The following is a 17,929-nucleotide window of genomic DNA, read 5'->3' on the forward strand; positions in this document are numbered from 1 at the left end:
CTTGCTAATCCAGACGCGCGACGCGGCGCCGCTTTCGTCTCGCCTTGATCGCGGCGATGCGATCGGTGTCTTTCGGCTGCAGATGCAGCCCGCGTTCGAGGATTTCGAGCGTGTATTCCTCATAGGTCAGGCCAAGCCGCTCGGCCTTTTCCATGCGCATCAGCATCACGTCACGGCTTGGCGCCTTCCACGCCTTGGCATGCGCTGCCTGCCAGGCCAGGAAGATGTAGGGATCGCCCTTGCCCCATGGTGGGCCCTTGTAATCATCGAGCGGCGGTCCGCCATTGTCGGAGCGCTTGGGACGTCTTGCCACGATTTCAGCCCCTGACCAGCGCGACCAGATAGTCGGCGGGCAGCTGCCCGACGGCATGGAACGTGCAGTCCGACGGCGCGCCGAGCGCCAGGCAGTCGCCGGGCTCGAGCCTGTGCACGACATCGCCCTCGGTGAACTCAAGTCGCCCGGAGATCAGCCACATCTGCTGCTTGATGAAGGCATAGGACGCCGCCGGGAAACTCACACTGGCGCCCGCCGGCAGTTGCACCCGGATCAATTCGAGCGGCATGTCGGAGACCGGCGACAGATGCCGCCGGACATAGCCCGTACCGGGGTCGCTCCAGACCGGTTGCTCACTCTCGCGCAGCAGGCCGCCACCTTGCTGCTCGGCGCGCGCAATCAGCGTCGACAGCGTCATGCCAAAGGCAGCGGCGATGCGCACCAGCAGCGGCGCCGTCGGACTGGTCATGCCGCGCTCGATAGTGCTGAGCATGGCTTTGGAGACGCCGGAGCGGTTCGCCAGGTCGGCCAACGACCAGGCCCGCAAGGCTCTTTCGGCGTGGATCCGTCTGCCGATCGTAGCCGACATGTCATTCGCTATATCAGTCATTCGTCCAATATATCGAATATTTAGATTCGGAAAAGAGGCAGGCAGGTTGAATTTTCGCTGACCGGTTAACCCCTGCTACACCATCCCGCATCACGCCACCTTAACCCCGTCTGTGTAGGATCGAGGCTCCACGGGAATGGGGATCGGATCGTATGTTTGTCGAGCGCGAAGCCTCCGTCGGCGAACCGACCTCGCAGGAGCGCCGCCGCGCAGAGCAGAGCGACAAGCGCATTCTCGGCAACGTCGTGCAGTGCGACGGTGCGCGCGCCACCATCAGCGCCTATGCCGACGACATCGAAGGCGCGGTCACCGGCCTGTGGACCGTCGGCAAGATGATCTCCATCAATCTCGGGACATCGCGCACCGTTGGTCTGGTCTACGAAATCGGCAAGTCGGATCGCGCCTGGAGCAATGAGGGACAAAACCCCATCGAGGTCAGCGTCGAGCTGATCGGCGAAGTGCGCGACGGCGCCGAACCGGGGGCCAAACCGGTGTTCGACCGCGGCATCACCACCTATCCTCATATCGGCGCCATAGCGCACCGCATCCGTACCCGTGACCTGCAGGCGGTCTACGATCTCGCCGGGCGTCATTCGATCACCATCGGCACGCTGTCGCAGGATGAGTCGATCGACGCCAACATCGCCATCGACGACACGCTGGCGCGCCATTTTGCCGTTGTCGGCACAACCGGCGTCGGCAAATCCACCGCCATCTCGCTGCTGCTGCGCAAATCGATCGCCGCCCGGCCCGATCTGCGAATCCTCATTCTCGATCCGCACAATGAATTCGCGGCGTCCCTGCCTGAGTTCTGCGTCCGGGTCGATTCCAAGACGCTTGACCTGCCGTTCTGGATGTTCAGGCTTGAAGAATTCGCCGAAGTGCTGTTTCGCGGCCGAGAGGTCGTGCCGGAAGAAGTCGATGTCCTGCGCGACCTGATCCCCGCCGCCAAGAACCTCTATCGCAATCCCAATTCAGGCTCTTACGTGCGCCGCGGCAGCGATGCGCTGACCGCCGACACGCCGGTGCCCTACCGCATGGTCGATCTCATCAAGCAGATCGACGAGCGCATGGGCCTCTTGGAAAGCAAGAACGACCGCCCGACGCTGAAATCGCTGAAGACGCGCATCGAGTCCGCCGCGTCCGACCCGCGCTATCGCTTCATGTTCAATTCGCGGCTGATCGAGGACACGATCCACGAGACGATCGGCAATATTTTCCGTGTGCCGCATCATGGCCGCCCGGTGACCTGCTTCGAGATGGCCGGCATGCCGTCCGAAGTGGTCAACTCCGTCTGTTCGGTGCTGGCTCGGCTCGCCTTCGACCTTGCGCTGTGGAGCGAGGGCCGGCTGAAGCTCTTGTTGCTGTGCGAGGAAGCGCACCGCTATATGCCGGCCGATCCGCGCCTAGGCTTCGCCCCGACAAGGCATGCACTGTCGCGCATCGCCAAGGAAGGCCGCAAATATGGCTGCTATCTCGGCGTCGTCACCCAGCGCCCGGGTGAACTCGATCCGACCATCCTGTCGCAATGCTCGACCTTCTTCGCCATGCGGCTGGCCAATGAGCAGGACCAGGCGATCATCCGCTCGGCGATCGCCGATTCCTCCGCCTCGACGCTGGCCTTTCTGTCCTCCATGGGCCAGCGCGAAGCCATCGCCTTCGGTGAAGGCGTGGCGACGACCATGCGGCTGAAGTTCGAAAAACTGGCGGAGAACCTGATCCCCGGCACCGCCAAGCGAGAGCAGGACGAGTTCTCGCAGGACGGCAACGACGTCGATCTCGCCGCCATCGTCGAGCGGCTGCGCAACGTCCCGAAACCGCAGCAGCAGATGGCCTTCGCCGAGGTCGTGGACTCCGGCCGCCAGGCCGGCGATCCCGATTACCGCAAGCCGGCCACCGCCCAGCGCGTCCAGCCCGACGACGATTTCGACCTGCGCTACGGCCTCAAGCCCACAACCTTCGGCATGCGCCCGCAGAACGATTGACCTTCAGCGTAGCAACTTTTTTGCCGGCCAATTGAGAAGCCGCCGGAGCGCCAGGGCTCGGCTTCGTTGGCCGCTTGGGTAAATCACGCCAGAAAATTCGTCAGGCTGAGTCGGTCGGTGTCGACTTCGAGAACCGGAGCGGAGCGGACATTGAGTCCGTGAGCACCGGCCTACGCCGGCCGTAGCCATAGCTGCCGCCACCACCTCATGAGTGCTTCGGCCGGCGAAGGCCGGAAGCGCAGAAGACGGCATCAAACGGCCAGCCTCACGAATTTAAATGCCGGGATTTCAGGCGCAGACGCGGTTGCGGCCTTGCCTCTTCGCCTCGTAGAGCTGGCGGTCGGCGCGGCGGTAGAATTCCTCGGCGGTTTCCTTCCGATCCCAGACGGCTAGTCCGACGCTGGTGGTGATCTTGAGGCGGACATTGCCCGACAGCACCGACATGTTGGCAATCGCTTTGCGGATGCGTTCGGCGAACTTCCCCAACAACTCCGCATCCATGTTGGGCGTGACGACGGCGAACTCCTCGCCCCCAAGCCGCGCCACCACATCGTGGTAGCGCGTCATGCCTTTGAGGCAATTGGCGACTGCCCTAAGCACCTCGTCGCCGACATCGTGGCCATGCGTGTCGTTGACCTGCTTGAAATGATCGAGGTCGAGGATCATCAGCCCGACGGGCTTTTCGATGCGGCGGAATTCCTCGAGATATTCCTTCAGCGCATCATCGAAGTAGCGCCGGTTCTGCATGCCGGTAAGGCCGTCGGTCAATGCCGCATGCTGCAGCGTTTCCGAGCGGGCGCTGAGCGAAACCGTCATGGCGCGCAGCTTGCCCTCTTCCGTGGCCTGCCTACGGATCAGCGGGTAGATGAAGAACACGCCGAAGAACAGCGCTGTCGCCAGCAGCACCCCGGTGACAAACAGCAGCGTGTTGAGATAGGCGATCCTCTCGACCCGGGAAGTCGTATCGTGACCGACCGCGATGAACTGCAATTGACCATAGGCATAAAGCGTCACCAGGCCTGCGGCCAGGATCACGAAAATAAAGACGAAAAATGCGGATTCCGCCTTGTGGAAACGCATCTGCTTCCCGTTGCAAAGTACCCGCCGGATCTATGGCATGCCGGCGCCTTACGGACGGTTAATCCAGACAACCGGAGCGGGAATGTTCATTCCTACTTCTGTTTCTTTAATTGTATTGGCAGCACGAAAATCAAATCGCGGTTTGCAAGCGGCCGCCGGGCTGCAATCTCAGCCATTCCGGTCCCAGCTGATGGCGAAACCACGTCGTTTGCCGTTTGGCATATTGCCGCGTCGCTGCCTTGCAGCGCTCGATGGCCTGAGGAAAGCTGATGTCACCCGCCATGGCAGCCGAAAGTTCGCGAACGCCGATCGCCTTCATCGCCGGCAGGCCGGGATCGAGGCCAAGCGCCGCAAGCCGTTTGACCTCATCGAGCGCGCCGAGATCGAGCATGCGGTCGAACCTTGTTTCGATCCGCTCGACAAGGGGGGCGCGGTCCGGCTCGATAACGAAGAACCGAGCGCTGTCGCGGTCGATCAGCGGCCGGCCGCGCGCTGCCTGCCATTCTAGGATGGAGCGGCCGGATGCGTCGAGCACCTCCAGCGCCCGCACGATGCGCTGGCCGTCGGTCGGCTTCAGCTGCATGGCGACCGCCGAATCCTCATGCATCAGGACGCGGTGCAGCTTGGCTGCGCCTTGCTCCTTTAACTCGTAGCGCCAGCGGTCGCGTACCTGCTGCGGAATGTCGGGCATTTCCGAAATGCCCTCGGCAAGTGCGCGAAAATAGAGCCCGGTGCCGCCGACGAAAATCACCGGACGTTCAAAGGCGGCGTCGTCGGGCTGTCGGGCGAGCGTGCCGTCATCGATCAGCTTCATCACGTCGCGCAGCCAGGCGCCGGTGGAATAGGCGGTGGAGGGATGCACATGGCCATAGAGAAAGTGCGGCGCGCGGCCGAGTTCGGCGGCGCTCGGCCGCGCCGTCAGCACATCGAGCACCGAATAGCCCTGCATGGAATCGGTGTTGACGATGACGCCGCCCTTGCGCTCGGCGAGATCGAGCGCCAGCGCCGACTTGCCGCTGGCTGTCGGCCCGGCTATCAGGATCGCGTTCTTCACGCGGCCCTCGCCCGCCTGCCCGCCCTCGCCTAGCTGCTTGGAAGTCTCGATGCCGCTCATTGCCACGCTTGTGTCCCACCCCCTCCGCCGCGCGATGTCGGCCTCGCTTGCGAATATCGCCTCACGGTCGGTCGGTGCAAGCGCTGTTCGCTGGCTGGGCGATGGCGTCGCCTGCGATCTGGTGTTGCCCGAGGGGGCAGAAGCCGCTGAGGCAAGTGCGGCCTTGCGCACAGCACTTGGTTCAGAGCCGGTCGACGTGATCGTTCAGCAGGCCGAAAGCCGCCGCAAGACAATCCTGCTTGCCGATATGGATTCAACCATGATCGACCAGGAATGCATCGACGAACTCGCCGACGAGATCGGCGTCAAGGACCGCGTTGCCGCCATCACGGCACGCTCGATGAACGGCGAGATCGCTTTCGAGCCGGCGCTGCGTGAACGCGTGGCGCTGCTGAAAGGCCTCGATGCCGCCGTCGTCGACCGCATCATCGCGAACCGCCTGACGCTGGCGTCGGGCGGCCGCGCTCTGGTGCAGACGATGCGCGCCAATGGCGCCTGGACGGCGCTTGTCTCCGGCGGCTTCGACGTCTTCACCAGCCGTGTCGCCGCCATGCTCGGCTTCGAGGAAAACCGTGCCAACCGCCTGATCGAGGAGAACGGGCGCTTTGCCGGCCTCGTCGCCGAGCCGATCCTCGGCCGCGCCGCCAAGGCCGATGCGCTGAACGAGATCTCGGCCCGCCTCGGCCTGACGCCATTCGATGCGATTGCGGTCGGCGACGGCGCCAACGACCTCGACATGATCCGCCTGGCCGGCACCGGTGTCGCGCTCCACGCCAAGCCGGCCGTTGCTGCCGAAGCCAAGGTCCGCATCGACCATGGCGATCTCACCGCGCTGCTTTATCTCCAGGGCTACCGCCAGGAAGAGTTCGCCCAATGAAACCGATGCGCACCGAGCGCCTCATCCTGCGCAACTGGGAAGACCGCGATCGCGAACTCTTCCACCGCATCAATTCGGACGAGCGGGTGATGGAATTCTTTCCGTTCCGCCGCGACCGCGCCGAGACGGATGCCAAGATGGACGAGTTTCGGGGCTGGATCGCCGAGGACGGCTTTGGTTTTGCCGCCGCCGAGATCGCCGCGACTGGGGAATGCATCGGCTTCGTCGGTCTCTTAAAGACCGATCACGTGCCGTCCCTGCCTTCCGGTACGATCGAGATCGGCTGGCGGTTGGCGCCGGAATTCTGGCGCAAGGGCTATGTCACGGAGGCCTCCGAAGCCTGGCTCGCCTTTGGCTTCGAAACGCTTGACCGCGACGAGATCGTCTCCTTCGCCGTCGCGGCCAACCGCCGCTCGACGGCCGTCATGGAGCGTCTTGGCATGAGCCCTGACCCGGCTCGCGATTTCGACCACCCATCCATCCCTGACAGCCACCCGCACCTCAAGCGGCATGTCCTCTACAAACTGTCGCGCACGGACTGGCAGGCACGAAAAAGGGCGGCTCGCTAGCCGCCCTTTCCCTGAAGACAATCGGCTATGGGGCTTTCCGGACTCAATCCATCCGGATCGTCACGAAGCGCAACTCGCCTGTCTTGGACGCCAGCATCAAGAGCGCATTCTTGCGGCCCTGCTCCTTCAGCGCGCCGATCCGGTCCATCACGTCCTTCGGGGTCGCGACCGATTCCTGGGCGATTTCGGTGATCACCTCGCCGGCCTGGATGCCGCGCTCGGCGGCGGCCGAATCCTTGGTGACGTCGGTGATGACGACGCCGGAGACGTCGGCCGCGATGCCGAATTTTTTCCGTGTGTCGTCATTGAGCTCGCCGACGGTCATGCCGAGCACCGAGGCCGTGGAGACCGCGGGCGCCTTGTCGCCGCCCTTGTCCTCATCGGTAGTGCCGTCCTCACCGGCAGCGACCTTCTCGCCGTCCTCAAGCCGGCCGAGCGTCACCTTCACCGTCTGCTCGACCCCCTTGCGCACGATGATCACGTCGACCGCCTTGCCGACCGGGCTTTCCGCCACGACGCGCGGCAGGTCGCGCATTTCATGGATGTCCTTGCCATCGAACTTGATGATGACGTCGCCGGCGAGAATTGTGCCGTTGTCGACCGGTCCGCCCTTGATGACGCCGGCCACCAGCGCGCCCTTGGCGGTCGCCATGCCGAGGCTCTCGGCGATGTCGTCGGTCACCGGCTGGATGCGCACGCCGAGCCAGCCGCGACGGGTCTCGCCGAACTGGCGCAGCTGGTCGACGACGCCCGAGGCAAGCTGCGAGGGGATGGAGAAACCGATGCCGATCGAGCCGCCCGACGGCGAGATGATCGCCGTGTTGATACCGATGACCTCGCCCAGGCTGTTGAACAGCGGCCCGCCGGAATTGCCGCGGTTGATGGCGGCGTCGGTCTGGATGAAGTCGTCATAGGGGCCGGAATTGATGTCGCGGTTGCGGGCCGAGACGATGCCGACCGTCACCGTGCCGCCAAGGCCGAACGGATTGCCGATCGCCATCACCCAGTCGCCGACGCGCATCTTGTTGGAATCGCCGAATTTCACCGCCGTCAGCTTGTGGCCCTTCGGGTCGACCTTGAGCACCGCCACGTCGGTCTTGGTGTCGGTGCCGACCAGCGTCGCCTTCAGCGTCACGCCGTCGGAGAAATTCACCTCGATATCGTCTGCATCGGCGATGACGTGGTTGTTGGTGACGACAATGCCTTGCTCGGCGTCGACTACGAAGCCGGAGCCCAGCGACTGCACCTTTTGCGCGCCGCCATCCTTGTCGCCGCCACGGTTCTTGAAGAAGTCGTCGAAGAAATCCTGGAACGGCGAACCCTCCGGCAGCTGCGGCATCGGCACCGCGCCCGGACCTTCCGTGCCCTTCACGGTCTGCGAGGTCGAGATGTTGACCACCGCACCGAGCAGGCCTTCGGCGAGGTCGGCAACCGAAGCCGGTCCGTCCGCGGCCACCGTCGGCGTCACGAAAGCCGGAACGGCAAGCGCGCCGACCATAAGTGCCGCAGCACCTGCGATGAACGTCCGCCGCGCCGCGCGCAGAAGGGTGTTGGATGTCATCGAAAGCCTCCCGGAATCTGAAAAGAAAAAGCGCTTCGGCAAAACGCCGCGTCGCGTCATGTTGGCAAGAAATACGGCACGTTTGCGGCTATGGCCACATCAGGAGGATAAATCCTCCGTTACACCTTAGAGCGGTTCGCCGTTTCGCGGAAACGGCGAACCGTTCAATCCCTTTGCTTTTACGCAATTCCGGACGGAAAACCGCTCACACTTTCCTGGAATTGCAGATCAGCGGTCCTCAGCCACGCACCAACCAGACGATGCCGACGCCGATGGCGATCGCCACCAGCCCGACGATGCGCAGCGCAATTTCCGGCGTCGACAGCACTTCGCCGGCAAGACGTTTGGCAAGGCCGGGAAAGCCGCCATAGACCAGACCCTCTACGACGAGGACCAGGCCTATTGCCGCAAGGAAATCCTGCACCGCCCTACTGGGCGGGTGCAGGTTGTGCAGCCGGCGCGGCAGGTGCCGTCGCCGGCGCGGCAGGTGCCGTCGCCGGAGCCGCAGGTGTCGCCGGCTTCGCGTCCGTACCGTCCGGATTGCGGAAGAAGCGGAAGAACTCCGAGTTCGGCGAAAGCACCATCGTCGTCCCGGAGTTGTCCAGCGCCGTGCCATAGGCATTCATCGACCGGTAGAAGTCGAAGAACGCCGGATCGCGTTTGTAGGCGTCGGCAAAGGTCGCACTGCGCTGGGCTTCACCTTCACCACGCAGGATTTCCGATTCCTTGCGCGCCTCGGCGACGATTTCCACCACTTCGCGGTCGGCGCGAGCGGTGATGCGCTGCGCGGCCTCTTTGCCGCGTGCCCTCAGCCGTTCGGCCTCGGCTAAACGTTCGGCTTTCATGCGGTCGAAGGTCTGCTGCGAAACCTCAGCCGTCAGATCGGTCCGGCGGATACGCACATCCTCGATCTGCAGGCCGAGGGAAGTGGCGTCGGGCCGCAGTTGATCGCGCACTTCGCGCATCATCACGGCCCGCTCTTCCGAGAGCGCCGCCTCGAAGTCGCGCAGACCGTAGACACGGCGCAGCGCCGCATCGAGACGCGTCCTCAGTCGTGCTTCGGCCAGTGTGATCTGACCGGACACCGCGGAGCGGAACACCCGCGGATCCGAGATGCGGTACGCGATGAAAGCGTCGACCTCATAGAACTTGCCGCCCGAAACCTGGACGCGGATGTTATCGAGATCGAAGCGCAGCACCCTGTTTTCGATCAACTGCACGCTGTCGGCGTCGAAGAAGGCGAAAGGCGCCTTGAAATAGATGCCGGGTTCATTCTTGACGTCGACGATCTCGCCGAACCGCAGCACGAGCGCCTGCTGGCGCGCGTTGACCACGAAGACCGAGGAGTAGAGCAGGAACAGAAGCACGGCCGCGATGACCGCGATGATGGGAAGACGATTGGCCATCACTGGGCTCCTCCCGTGGTCGCAGGCGGCGGCGCCTTCGGTTGCAGTGCCGGCAGCGGCAGATAGGGAACGACCCCTTGCCCATTGCCCTGTTCGACGATCACCTTGTTGGAATCCTTCAGCACCTTCTCCATCGTTTCCAGATAAAGCCGCCGGCGCGTAACATCGGGCGCCTTGGCGTATTCGTCATAGACCGAGATGAAGCGCTGCGCCTCACCTTCGGCTTCCTGGACGACACGGTTCTTGTAGGCTGCCGCGTCCTCGCGGATCTGCGCCGCGGCGCCACGCGCCTGGCCAAGCTTCTGGTTGGAATACTGGTTGGCCTGCTCGACGAACTTGTCTTCGTCCTGCTCGGCGCGCTGCACTTCGTCGAACGCGTCGGCCACTTCACGCGGCGGCGCCGCGTCCTCGATCGAAACCGCGTTGACATTCAGGCCGGCCTTGTAGCCGTCCAGCGTCGTCTGGATGATTTCACGCACCGACGCGGCGATGCCCTGACGGTCGTCGCGGAAGATGTCCTGGGCCGGTCGCCGGCCGACCGCTTCGCGCATGGCGCTCTCTGCGACCTGCTGCAGCATGCCTTCTGGGTCGGAGACGTCGAACAGATAGGCCCGGGGATCGGAGACCTGGTAGGCCACCGAAAACTGGACGTTGACGATGTTCTGGTCGCCGGTAAGCATCAGCCCCGACGAGTTGCCGCTCGTCGCGCCGCCACCACCGATATCGACGAGTTGTTCGGCGATGTTGGCCGTCTCGACGGTTTCGACGGGCCACCAATGGAAATGCAGACCTGGCTGCGACAGCTCCGCCTTCGGCTTGCCGAAGCGCAGCTCGACCGCAACCTCGTCCGGCTGCACGGTGTAGACCGCCTTGAACGCCCACAGCACGATCAGAGCCGCTGCGATCAGCGCAAAGACGGCCGGGCTGGCGCCGCCGCCACCGGGCAGCGCGCGCCGCAGCCGGTCCTGGCCGCGGCGGATGATGTCTTCGAGATCGGGAGGTGACCCCGGCGGGCCGCTAGGCCCCTTCGGTCCCTGCCCCCAGGGTCCCTGATTGTTGCCGCCGCCGCCCCATGGGCCGCCGCCGCCGCTCTTGTCGTTCCAGGGCATGAATGTCCTTTCGCTTGGGATTCCCTCAGCGCCGACGTTGCGGCGCAAAATCCAGTTGTTCTTCTATAGGGACGCAGCGATGCGCTTTCAACGCGATCCGCTGCCGAGCATGTCCGTTTTGGACGTTCGCGACCCTTTTATCGTCTCAATGCACGCCGCGGCGTCGCTCGTAAACCGAATAGCGCGTCGCATGGCTGTCCTTTTCACCGGCCGGAACGTCCTGAGCGCTGACAAGGCGCCACAAATCCGGATCTATGTCGGGAAAATGCGCGTCGCCATCGACCGTCGCCAGCACATGGGTGACGTGCAGCCGGTCTGCCAGCGGTAGCGCCTGCGCATAGATCTCGCCGCCACCGATGACGCAGATTTCGTCGACGCCGGCCATGCAACGCCCGCGCACCGTGGCCAGCTGGATCGCGGCTTCCAGCGAGTGCGCCACCTCGATGCCCTCGGCGCGCCAGGCCTTGTCGCGGGTCACCACGATGTTCAATCGGCCCGGCAGCGGCCGGCCGATGCCTTCATAAGTCTTGCGGCCCATGATGACGGGCTTGCCCATCGTATCGGCCTTGAAGCGCTTGAGATCGGTGGACAGCCGCCACGGCAAGCCGCCGTCGCGCCCGATGACGCCGTTCTGAGCAATGGCGACATAGATTGCGACGTCCATCAGTTGGCTTCCCCGGCGCCGTCATCCGACGGCTCCAAAAGCAATATGTCGATGTTGTGCTCGGGATAGAAATCCTGCGCCTTCGTCTCGAAGGTCGTCGGCCCAACCTTCTTGACATTGCCGCCGCAAAACGAGATCAGCGCTTTCGGGTTGCCCTTGTCGACGGTCAGCTTGAACTTGCCGATGCTGCCATTGGCCCAGTTGCCGCCGGTGGTCAGGATATAGGCAATGCGGTTCTCGTAAAAATGCGGATAACCGTCGGCCTTGGCGGCCTGCCGCACCGCATTCTCGAAGCTGTCGTCCATGCAGTAGCGGGTCTTGTAGTTCGTGTACTGGCTGCCCTCGGTGAACTTGCCGTCATAGAAGAAACTCACCGATGACGTGCCGCCGACGCTCGGTTTGTAGCGGTGCGAGACGTGGACATCCTTGTTGGCCGGAAATATCGCGCGCCACCAATAGGTCGAGCGCAACTGCCACCACGGCGTATAGACCTTGTTCGCCTCGGTACCGTCGCTGCCCGTATCCTCGATGATGATGCCGCGGTTTTCCCAATCCTCGGCGACCGTTTTCGGCAGCTTCGCCAGGGCCGCCTTGGCCGCATCGCCGAACGGATTGAACGGCACGTTCTGCGCCTTCAGATCGGCGCCGATATCGATGCCGACAGCAAACACTTTCTGCTCGAGCTGCGGCTTTGCCGGCGCTCCGTCGATCGTCACCTCGAAGCCAAGGAAATTGTCGCTCTGGTTTTCCGGGATGGCCGGCATTTCCTCCGGATTGCCTTCGATGTCCGGCAGCGGAAAAGCGACGATGGCATTTACATCCTTGTCGGTGTTGTTGTGGAAGACGTAGTCGACCGTGATCTTTTCCGGCGAGATATAGAGGTCCTCGCTTTGCATCGACACCGCGTCGCTACGCGACAGGATCAGGCCACCTGTGCCGAGTTCGGCGGTCGTATCATTGGCCAGCGCGGGCACAGCTAAAAGCGCCAGCGCTACGGACAGAACATATTGCAACATCGAAGCCCCTCGCCAAGAATGCCGCGACCCTAGCCGTTTCAATGTGGCGTTTCAAAGCCTTCCGTCTCCCAGCAGGACGCCACAGTGTCTGGACACGCCAATCGGCGGTCTGGACTAACAGGTTTCGATCGGGCAGGAGTTCGCGTCATGCGCAAGCTTCTCGTCATCGGCATCGGCGCCGGCAATCCCGACCATATGACCGTGCAGGCCATATCAGGCCTAAACCGGGCGGACGTCCTGTTTATCCCCGACAAGGGGGCGAAGAAGAACGACCTTGCCGAATTGCGCCGCCATATCTGCGACCGTTTCGTCAGCAATCCGAAATCGCGCCGCGTCGAGTTCGACGTGCCGGTGCGCGCCGAGCCGGCGCCTTCCTATCGCTCGACCGTCGATGACTGGCACGAGGCCATCGCCCAGATTTATGAGAGCCTGGTCCGCGACGACCTTGCCGAGGACGGCTGCGGCGCCTTCCTGATCTGGGGCGACCCCTCGCTCTATGACAGCGCGCTGCGCATCCTCGCGCGCGTACGACTGAGGGGCAATGTCGCATTCGAACTGGAGGTCATTCCCGGCATCACCGCCGTCCAGGCGCTAGCCGCCGGCCACAAGATGGCGCTGAACCGCATCGGCGACCCCGTGCTGATCACCACCGGCCGCCGCCTCGCCGAACAAGGCATGCCGCACAATGCCGGCAGCGCCGTGGTCATGCTCGACGGCAAATGCGCCTTCAACACGCTGGCAGACAAGGATCTGATCATCCATTGGGGCGCCTATCTCGGCACACCGGACGAGATCATCGTTTCCGGTCGCCTGGGTGATGTCGGCGAGGAGATTGAGAGGACGAGAGAAGAAGCCCGGAAAAGAAAGGGCTGGATCATGGACACCTATCTGCTGCGTAAAGCAGGAGAGCCCGAGGAATAGCGCGCTCAAAGGTCGAGTTCCTTCGCGCCCCCCTCTGTCCTGCCGGACATCTCCCCCTCTAGTGGGGAGATTGGCCGTCACGGAGGATTTCGCCAATCGCCTAACAGATTAGCGCCCGTCTACGGGCTAGCTGATCTCCCCCCTTGCGGGGGAGATGTCCGGCAGGACAGAGGGGGGTGTGACGGATCGCAAGCTTCAACCCTCACCCAGCATCAATCTCCGCCTGCAAGGCGTCCATATGCGTGGCCGCCGCTGCCGCCGCAGCGCGCTCGATAGCGCGAAAACGGCTGACAACTGCAAGGCCAACTGAGGTCAGCTGTGCGCCGCCGCCCTTTTTGCCGCCGGTCTGCGCCGCGACCAGTGGCTTGCCGAACACACGGTTCATATCTTCCACCAGATCCCAGGCGTGCTTGTAGGACATCTCCATGCCGCGTGCCGCAGCCGAGATCGAGCCGAAAGTGTCGATCTGCTCCAGCAATTCGATCTTGCCCGGACCTATGCGCCCGTCCGGATCGAGATTTATCCGCAGGCTCAGCGACGGCATCTCTTGTCCTCCACAGTCACACTAGCCCCTCTCGACCCATAGCGCTATTCCAAAACGATATAGCGGCTATCAGCCATCCGCTTCGGCCGGCAGGCCGGCGCCGGTGTTGGCACGGTCGAAACTGACCGTCTTGATCACCGCGAACACCTTGCCGCCGAGTTGAAGGTTCAGTACCTGCCTGGATTGTTCGGTAATGCGCGCAAGCACGGTTGCGCCATTGCAGTCGATGCCGATTTCGACCGTCGGCCCCTCGCCCGAGCCGATTGCGACGATGGCGCCCGGCAGGATGTTGAGCGCACTGAGACCTTTCGGCTGTTCGGTGGCTATCATCACGTCGCGGGCGCGGATTCGGATGCGCACAGGCGCGCCGACCGAGACCGCCAATTGCGGCACCCGGATTTCGCCCGCCGCCGAGCCGAGCACGGTCATCCCGAAGATCTCATCATGGCGCAGCACCTTGGTGTCGAGAACCGCGCCGCCCTCGCCGCGTTCCTCCGCCGGCAGCAATTCGAGCCGTTGCATGATCTCGCCGGTCGGGCCTGAGGCAGCGACCTTGCCTTGCGCCATCACCACCACGTCGCTGGCCAGCCGCGCCACCTCGGCGACGGAGTGGCTGACATATACGATGGGCAGCTTGGTCTCGTCGCGCAGCCGCTCGATATAGGGCAGGATCTCGGCTTTGCGCGCATCGTCGAGCGAGGCCAGCGGCTCGTCCATCAACAGCAGTTTCGGGCTGGCAAGCAGCGCCCGGCCGATCGCCACGCGCTGCTTCTCGCCGCCCGAGAGCTTTGCCGGTCGCCGGTCGAGCAGAGGACCGATGCCGAGCAGTTCGACGACCGCGTCGATATCCGCATAGCGCTCCGCCGGTGGCGTGAACCAGCGGCCATAGCGCAGATTGCCGGCCACGCTCATATGCGGAAACAGCCGCGCGTCCTGGAACACCATGCCGATCCGGCGCTTGTGCTTCGGCACGAAAATGCCGGCATCGGTGTCGACCAGCACACAGCCGTCGACCGCGATACGGCCCTTGGTCGGCCGGATCAGGCCGGCGATCACGTTGATCAGCGTCGTCTTGCCGGAGCCCGAGGGCCCGAACAGCGCCGTCAGCCGCCCGGCGCTTTCGAAACGCGCGTCGACGGCGAAACCGCCGAGCCGATGGCTGATGTCCACCAGCACGCTCATTCGATGTCCATCCGCCGGCCGACGCGCCGCGCCAGCACTTCCGAGGCGACCAATGCGGCCATCGAGATGACGATGGAGATCAGCGTCAGCCTGAGTGCCCCGTCATCGCCGCCAGGCACCTGCGTGAAGGTGTAGATCGCCGAAGGCAGCGTCTGCGTCTCGTTGGGAATGTTGGAGACGAAGGTGATTGTGGCGCCGAACTCGCCCATCGCCTTGGCGAAGGACAGGATCGAGCCGGCGATCAGCCCGGGCAGGATCAGCGGCAGCGTGATGGTGGCGAAGACCCAGAGCGGGTTGGCGCCGAGCGTTCCCGCCGCTGCCTCCATTTTGCGGTCGACCGCCTCGATCGACAGCCGGATCGCCCGCACCATCAGGGGAAAGCCCATGATACCGCAGGCCAGTGCGGCGCCGGTCCAGCGAAACGAGAAGACGATGCCGAAATGCTCGGCCAGGAACGCTCCCGCCGGCCCGCGCCGGCCGAAGGTAAGCAGCAAGAGATAACCTGTCACCACCGGCGGCAGGATCAACGGCAGGTGAACCACACCGTTGAGCAGCGTCTTGCCCCAGAATTTTCCGCGGGCCAGCAAAAGCGCCATCAAGATGCCCGGCGGCAGGCTGAACAGCATCGCCACCGTCGCCACCTTGATCGACAGCCGGACCGCATTCCATTCGTCGGGAGTGAGGTCCAGCAGCCAGTTCATGCGTCAGCCGCTACCTTAATTGCTCGGCGTGAGCACGGTGAAACCCTGATCCCTAAACAGCTCCACCGCCTTGGCGGACTGCAGGCACTTCAGGAAAGCCGGGGTATCCTTGTCCTTCGAATCGGTGGTCTGGGCAACCGGATAGATGATCGGCGGGTGCGAATCCTCCGGGAAGGTGCCGACCACCTTGACTCCCATGTCGGCATGCGCGTCGGTGGCATAGACGATGCCGAGCGCGGCCTCGCCCGTTGAAACCAGCTTCAGCGCGGCGCGCACATTCTCGGCCTGCGCCACCTTGCCTTCGACCGACGACCAGACGCCGAGCGATTCAAGTGCCGCCTTGCCGTATTTGCCGGCCGGCACCGCCTTGAAATCGCCCATGGCGAGCTTGCCGTCGCCGATCAGCTTGGCGAGATCGAAGCCTTTCTCGATCCTGGTTTCGACAGTCGAATCCTTCGGCGCCACCAGCACGATCTGGTTGCCGAGCAATTTCACCTCGGTGTCCGGCTTGGTCAATTTCTTGTCGGAGAGATATTTCATCCAGTCAAGATCAGCCGAGATGAACACATCGGCGGGCGCCCCGAGTTCGATCTGCTTGGCCAGCGCCGAGCTCGCGGCGTAGGAGACGGTCGCCAATTCACCGACATCGGCTTCGCAGGCCTTGGTGACGGCGTCGAGCCCGTCCTTGAGGCTGGCTGCCGCGAACACGATCACCTTGTCTTCTGCATGCGCGGCCGGCATCGCGGCCATCACCGCTGCGGCAAAGCCGCCAATCGCGATCGCCCTCAATCCAAAACCTTTGTGCCCCAACATGAAAACTCTCCCTGGGCTTGAAATCTGCTGGCTCGACTCCTGCCGACCGATATATCTGGATGAATATAACAAGGGAAGGCCGCCTCCCTGCGAAAGCGTATGGTCGGCATCGATTGTTCTGGTTTGGACGTGCACCGAACCCGGAAAAGAACTTCGATGAAGATCAGCGCCCGCAACATCCTCAAGGGAATGATCGTCGAGATCGTCAAAGCACCTCGCCTGTCCGCGGTGATGTCGCCGGCTCCGTCGTCACGCTTCGATCACCAACGAGGCCGTTGCCGATCTCAAGCTCGAAAAAGGCAAGCAGCCTATGCCATGATCAGGCAACCGACGTCATGGTCGACATCGATTGAGGGTCGGAATTGATTGAAGGTGGGCGGATCAGACCGCGATTGGCGCCTTGATCGACGCGTCGGCAAAATAGTTTTCCAGCCGGAAATCCTCGAAGCGGAAGGCGAACAGGTCCTTCACTTCCGGATTGATCCACAGCGTCGGCAGCGCCTTGGGCGTGCGACGCAATTGCTCGCGCGCCTGCTCGAAATGGTTGGAATAGAGATGCGCATCGCCCAGCGTATGGACGAACTCGCCGGGCTTTAGCCCGGTCACCTGCGCCACCATCAAGGTCAGCAGCGCGTAGGAAGCGATGTTGAAGGGTACCCCGAGAAAAATGTCGGCCGAGCGCTGGTAGAGCTGGCAGGACAGCTTGCCTTCCGAGACGTAGAACTGGAACAGGCAGTGGCACGGTGGCAGCGCCATCGCCTCCACTTCGGCCGGGTTCCACGCCGAAACGATCAGCCGGCGTGAATTCGGATTCCGGCGTATCTCCTTCAGAACATTGGCAATCTGGTCGATCGACCCGCCATGGCCATCCGGCCAGGAGCGCCACTGCTTGCCATAGACCGGGCCGAGATCGCCATTCTCGTCGGCCCATTCGTCCCAGATCGAAACGCCATGATCTCTAAGGTATTTGATGTTGGTGTCGCCGGCCAGGAACCACAGGAGTTCATGGATGATCGACTTCAGATGCAGCTTCTTGGTGGTGGTGACGGGAAAGCCGCGCGACAGGTCGAAGCGCATCTGGTAGCCGAACACCCCACGCGTGCCGGTGCCCGTGCGGTCGCCACGATCGGCGCCATTGTCCAGCACATGCTGCAAAAGGTCGAGATACTGGCGCATCGGCTTCGCCTCGATTCGGGATCGTCAGCATCATAGCCGACTGGCCGCCGGCCGAACACAGCAAAAGGGACCAGAACGCGGCTTGCCCCATCACTCTTCAAGGGTTAGCGCTGCCCCTCACCTGCCTGCCGGCATCCTCTCCCCGTATAGGGACGGGGAGAGGGGCGCTGTGATCAGCGGTTTCGCCAATCACAAGCGTTCGAGAGAAAGAGAGAGCCAAGGCTGCGGTCAGCCCCTTCTCCCCGTCACTATACGGGGAGAAGGTGCCGGTGTCCGAACCGGATAGATAGGTAACAGAATGGACCGATAGCATGGGTGACAGTTTTC

20 protein-coding genes are annotated in these 17,929 nt (G+C 63.3%); 5 read left to right on the plus strand and 15 right to left on the minus strand.

What is annotated here, in order from left to right:
- Nucleotides 1–4: 4 nt before the first annotated feature.
- Together NKI31_RS29615 and NKI31_RS29620 are read right to left on the minus strand one after the other, a co-directional pair.
- On the minus strand, nucleotides 5–313 hold the full coding sequence (locus tag NKI31_RS29615; protein WP_023682084.1) for a hypothetical protein: 309 nt from the start codon (nucleotides 311–313) through the stop codon (nucleotides 5–7).
- A gap of 4 nt (nucleotides 314–317) precedes the next feature.
- On the minus strand, nucleotides 318–884 hold the full coding sequence (locus NKI31_RS29620) for a helix-turn-helix domain-containing protein (protein WP_352653250.1): 567 nt from the start codon (nucleotides 882–884) through the stop codon (nucleotides 318–320).
- A gap of 152 nt (nucleotides 885–1,036) precedes the next feature.
- Here NKI31_RS29620 and NKI31_RS29625 point away from each other — a divergent pair, with 152 nt between their 5' ends.
- Nucleotides 1,037–2,869, plus strand: coding sequence for an ATP-binding protein (locus NKI31_RS29625; protein ID WP_023668338.1), 1,833 nt, complete (start codon nucleotides 1,037–1,039; stop codon nucleotides 2,867–2,869).
- 288 nt (nucleotides 2,870–3,157) lie between these two features.
- Here NKI31_RS29625 and NKI31_RS29630 read toward each other — a convergent pair whose 3' ends face one another.
- Together NKI31_RS29630 and miaA are read right to left on the minus strand one after the other, a co-directional pair.
- A complete protein-coding gene (locus NKI31_RS29630; RefSeq protein WP_023668337.1) occupies nucleotides 3,158–3,949 on the minus strand; it encodes a GGDEF domain-containing protein in 792 nt (263 codons plus the stop codon).
- A 130-nt stretch (nucleotides 3,950–4,079) separates the two neighbouring features.
- On the minus strand, nucleotides 4,080–5,063 hold the full coding sequence (gene miaA, locus NKI31_RS29635) for a tRNA (adenosine(37)-N6)-dimethylallyltransferase MiaA (protein WP_352653251.1): 984 nt from the start codon (nucleotides 5,061–5,063) through the stop codon (nucleotides 4,080–4,082).
- Between miaA and serB the strand changes: the two genes are divergently transcribed.
- Both serB and NKI31_RS29645 read left to right on the plus strand, forming a co-directional pair.
- Entirely contained in the window at nucleotides 5,053–5,940 is an 888-nt protein-coding gene (serB, locus tag NKI31_RS29640; protein WP_352653252.1) for a phosphoserine phosphatase SerB, read from the plus strand. The two genes, miaA and serB, sit on opposite strands and share 11 nt — an antisense overlap.
- Nucleotides 5,937–6,509, plus strand: a complete 573-nt coding sequence (locus tag NKI31_RS29645; protein WP_352653253.1) for a GNAT family N-acetyltransferase — start codon at nucleotides 5,937–5,939, stop codon at nucleotides 6,507–6,509. Before serB ends, NKI31_RS29645 begins: the two co-directional genes overlap by 4 nt.
- Nucleotides 6,510–6,552: 43 nt before the next feature.
- Here the strand turns inward: NKI31_RS29645 and NKI31_RS29650 are convergent, their stop codons facing one another.
- From NKI31_RS29650 to NKI31_RS29675, 6 genes are all read right to left on the minus strand, one after another.
- A complete protein-coding gene (locus NKI31_RS29650; protein WP_023682088.1) occupies nucleotides 6,553–8,070 on the minus strand; it encodes a DegQ family serine endoprotease in 1,518 nt (505 codons plus the stop codon).
- A 238-nt stretch (nucleotides 8,071–8,308) separates the two neighbouring features.
- Entirely contained in the window at nucleotides 8,309–8,494 is a 186-nt protein-coding gene (locus NKI31_RS29655) for a DUF2065 domain-containing protein (RefSeq protein WP_023668333.1), read from the minus strand.
- A 4-nt stretch (nucleotides 8,495–8,498) separates the two neighbouring features.
- A complete protein-coding gene (gene hflC / locus NKI31_RS29660; RefSeq protein WP_023668332.1) occupies nucleotides 8,499–9,476 on the minus strand; it encodes a protease modulator HflC in 978 nt (325 codons plus the stop codon).
- Nucleotides 9,476–10,585, minus strand: a complete 1,110-nt coding sequence (hflK, locus tag NKI31_RS29665; RefSeq protein ID WP_023682090.1) for an FtsH protease activity modulator HflK — start codon at nucleotides 10,583–10,585, stop codon at nucleotides 9,476–9,478. The genes hflC and hflK overlap by 1 nt, the downstream gene beginning before the upstream one ends.
- 145 nt (nucleotides 10,586–10,730) lie before the next feature.
- Complete coding sequence (locus NKI31_RS29670; protein ID WP_023744629.1) at nucleotides 10,731–11,249, minus strand: dihydrofolate reductase; 519 nt, start codon at nucleotides 11,247–11,249, stop codon at nucleotides 10,731–10,733.
- The gene (locus NKI31_RS29675) at nucleotides 11,249–12,265 is read right to left on the minus strand and encodes a DUF4424 domain-containing protein (RefSeq protein ID WP_023682092.1); all 1,017 of its coding nucleotides are present in this window, start codon (nucleotides 12,263–12,265) and stop codon (nucleotides 11,249–11,251) included. Before NKI31_RS29675 ends, NKI31_RS29670 begins: the two co-directional genes overlap by 1 nt.
- A 147-nt stretch (nucleotides 12,266–12,412) precedes the next feature.
- Here NKI31_RS29675 and cobF point away from each other — a divergent pair, with 147 nt between their 5' ends.
- A complete protein-coding gene (cobF, locus tag NKI31_RS29680) occupies nucleotides 12,413–13,186 on the plus strand; it encodes a precorrin-6A synthase (deacetylating) (RefSeq protein WP_023682093.1) in 774 nt (257 codons plus the stop codon).
- A 202-nt stretch (nucleotides 13,187–13,388) separates the two neighbouring features.
- On the opposite strand, the gene NKI31_RS29685 is transcribed toward cobF, so the two are convergent.
- The 4 genes from NKI31_RS29685 to modA all read right to left on the minus strand — a co-directional run bounded on the left by NKI31_RS29685 (nucleotide 13,389) and on the right by modA (nucleotide 16,423).
- On the minus strand, nucleotides 13,389–13,730 hold the full coding sequence (locus tag NKI31_RS29685) for a winged helix-turn-helix domain-containing protein (RefSeq protein WP_023682094.1): 342 nt from the start codon (nucleotides 13,728–13,730) through the stop codon (nucleotides 13,389–13,391).
- 69 nt (nucleotides 13,731–13,799) lie between these two features.
- Nucleotides 13,800–14,912, minus strand: a complete 1,113-nt coding sequence (gene modC, locus NKI31_RS29690) for a molybdenum ABC transporter ATP-binding protein (protein WP_023682095.1) — start codon at nucleotides 14,910–14,912, stop codon at nucleotides 13,800–13,802.
- Nucleotides 14,909–15,613 carry a molybdate ABC transporter permease subunit gene (gene modB / locus NKI31_RS29695; protein WP_023682096.1) on the minus strand — a complete coding sequence of 235 codons (705 nt, stop codon included), beginning with the start codon at nucleotides 15,611–15,613 and terminating at the stop codon, nucleotides 14,909–14,911. The genes modC and modB overlap by 4 nt, the downstream gene beginning before the upstream one ends.
- Nucleotides 15,614–15,628: 15 nt before the next feature.
- Nucleotides 15,629–16,423, minus strand: a complete 795-nt coding sequence (gene modA, locus NKI31_RS29700) for a molybdate ABC transporter substrate-binding protein (RefSeq protein ID WP_156939240.1) — start codon at nucleotides 16,421–16,423, stop codon at nucleotides 15,629–15,631.
- A gap of 159 nt (nucleotides 16,424–16,582) precedes the next feature.
- Between modA and NKI31_RS29705 the strand changes: the two genes are divergently transcribed.
- Nucleotides 16,583–16,792 carry a hypothetical protein gene (locus NKI31_RS29705; protein ID WP_245263047.1) on the plus strand — a complete coding sequence of 70 codons (210 nt, stop codon included), beginning with the start codon at nucleotides 16,583–16,585 and terminating at the stop codon, nucleotides 16,790–16,792.
- Between the two features lie 15 nt (nucleotides 16,793–16,807).
- On the opposite strand, the gene NKI31_RS29710 is transcribed toward NKI31_RS29705, so the two are convergent.
- Complete coding sequence (locus tag NKI31_RS29710; RefSeq protein ID WP_023682098.1) at nucleotides 16,808–17,602, minus strand: thymidylate synthase; 795 nt, start codon at nucleotides 17,600–17,602, stop codon at nucleotides 16,808–16,810.
- Between the last annotated feature and the right edge of the window lie 327 nt (nucleotides 17,603–17,929).

Origin of the sequence: Mesorhizobium sp. M0659, from assembly GCF_040320605.1 — a bacterium.
GTDB lineage: Bacteria > Pseudomonadota > Alphaproteobacteria > Rhizobiales > Rhizobiaceae > Mesorhizobium.

Coding starts and splice junctions, on each gene's coding strand:
- NKI31_RS29620 (WP_352653250.1), bottom strand. CDS start 884: ATGACTGATATAGCGAATGACATGTCGGCTACGATCGGCAGACGGATC.
- NKI31_RS29625 (WP_023668338.1), top strand. CDS start 1,037: ATGTTTGTCGAGCGCGAAGCCTCCGTCGGCGAACCGACCTCGCAGGAG.
- NKI31_RS29630 (WP_023668337.1), bottom strand. CDS start 3,949: ATGCGTTTCCACAAGGCGGAATCCGCATTTTTCGTCTTTATTTTCGTG.
- serB (WP_352653252.1), top strand. CDS start 5,053: ATGCCGCTCATTGCCACGCTTGTGTCCCACCCCCTCCGCCGCGCGATG.
- miaA (WP_352653251.1), bottom strand. CDS start 5,063: ATGAGCGGCATCGAGACTTCCAAGCAGCTAGGCGAGGGCGGGCAGGCG.
- NKI31_RS29645 (WP_352653253.1), top strand. CDS start 5,937: ATGAAACCGATGCGCACCGAGCGCCTCATCCTGCGCAACTGGGAAGAC.
- NKI31_RS29650 (WP_023682088.1), bottom strand. CDS start 8,070: ATGACATCCAACACCCTTCTGCGCGCGGCGCGGCGGACGTTCATCGCA.
- hflC (WP_023668332.1), bottom strand. CDS start 9,476: ATGGCCAATCGTCTTCCCATCATCGCGGTCATCGCGGCCGTGCTTCTG.
- hflK (WP_023682090.1), bottom strand. CDS start 10,585: ATGCCCTGGAACGACAAGAGCGGCGGCGGCGGCCCATGGGGCGGCGGC.
- NKI31_RS29670 (WP_023744629.1), bottom strand. CDS start 11,249: ATGGACGTCGCAATCTATGTCGCCATTGCTCAGAACGGCGTCATCGGG.
- NKI31_RS29675 (WP_023682092.1), bottom strand. CDS start 12,265: ATGTTGCAATATGTTCTGTCCGTAGCGCTGGCGCTTTTAGCTGTGCCC.
- cobF (WP_023682093.1), top strand. CDS start 12,413: ATGCGCAAGCTTCTCGTCATCGGCATCGGCGCCGGCAATCCCGACCAT.
- NKI31_RS29685 (WP_023682094.1), bottom strand. CDS start 13,730: ATGCCGTCGCTGAGCCTGCGGATAAATCTCGATCCGGACGGGCGCATA.
- modC (WP_023682095.1), bottom strand. CDS start 14,912: ATGAGCGTGCTGGTGGACATCAGCCATCGGCTCGGCGGTTTCGCCGTC.
- modB (WP_023682096.1), bottom strand. CDS start 15,613: ATGAACTGGCTGCTGGACCTCACTCCCGACGAATGGAATGCGGTCCGG.
- NKI31_RS29705 (WP_245263047.1), top strand. CDS start 16,583: ATGAAGATCAGCGCCCGCAACATCCTCAAGGGAATGATCGTCGAGATC.
- NKI31_RS29710 (WP_023682098.1), bottom strand. CDS start 17,602: ATGCGCCAGTATCTCGACCTTTTGCAGCATGTGCTGGACAATGGCGCC.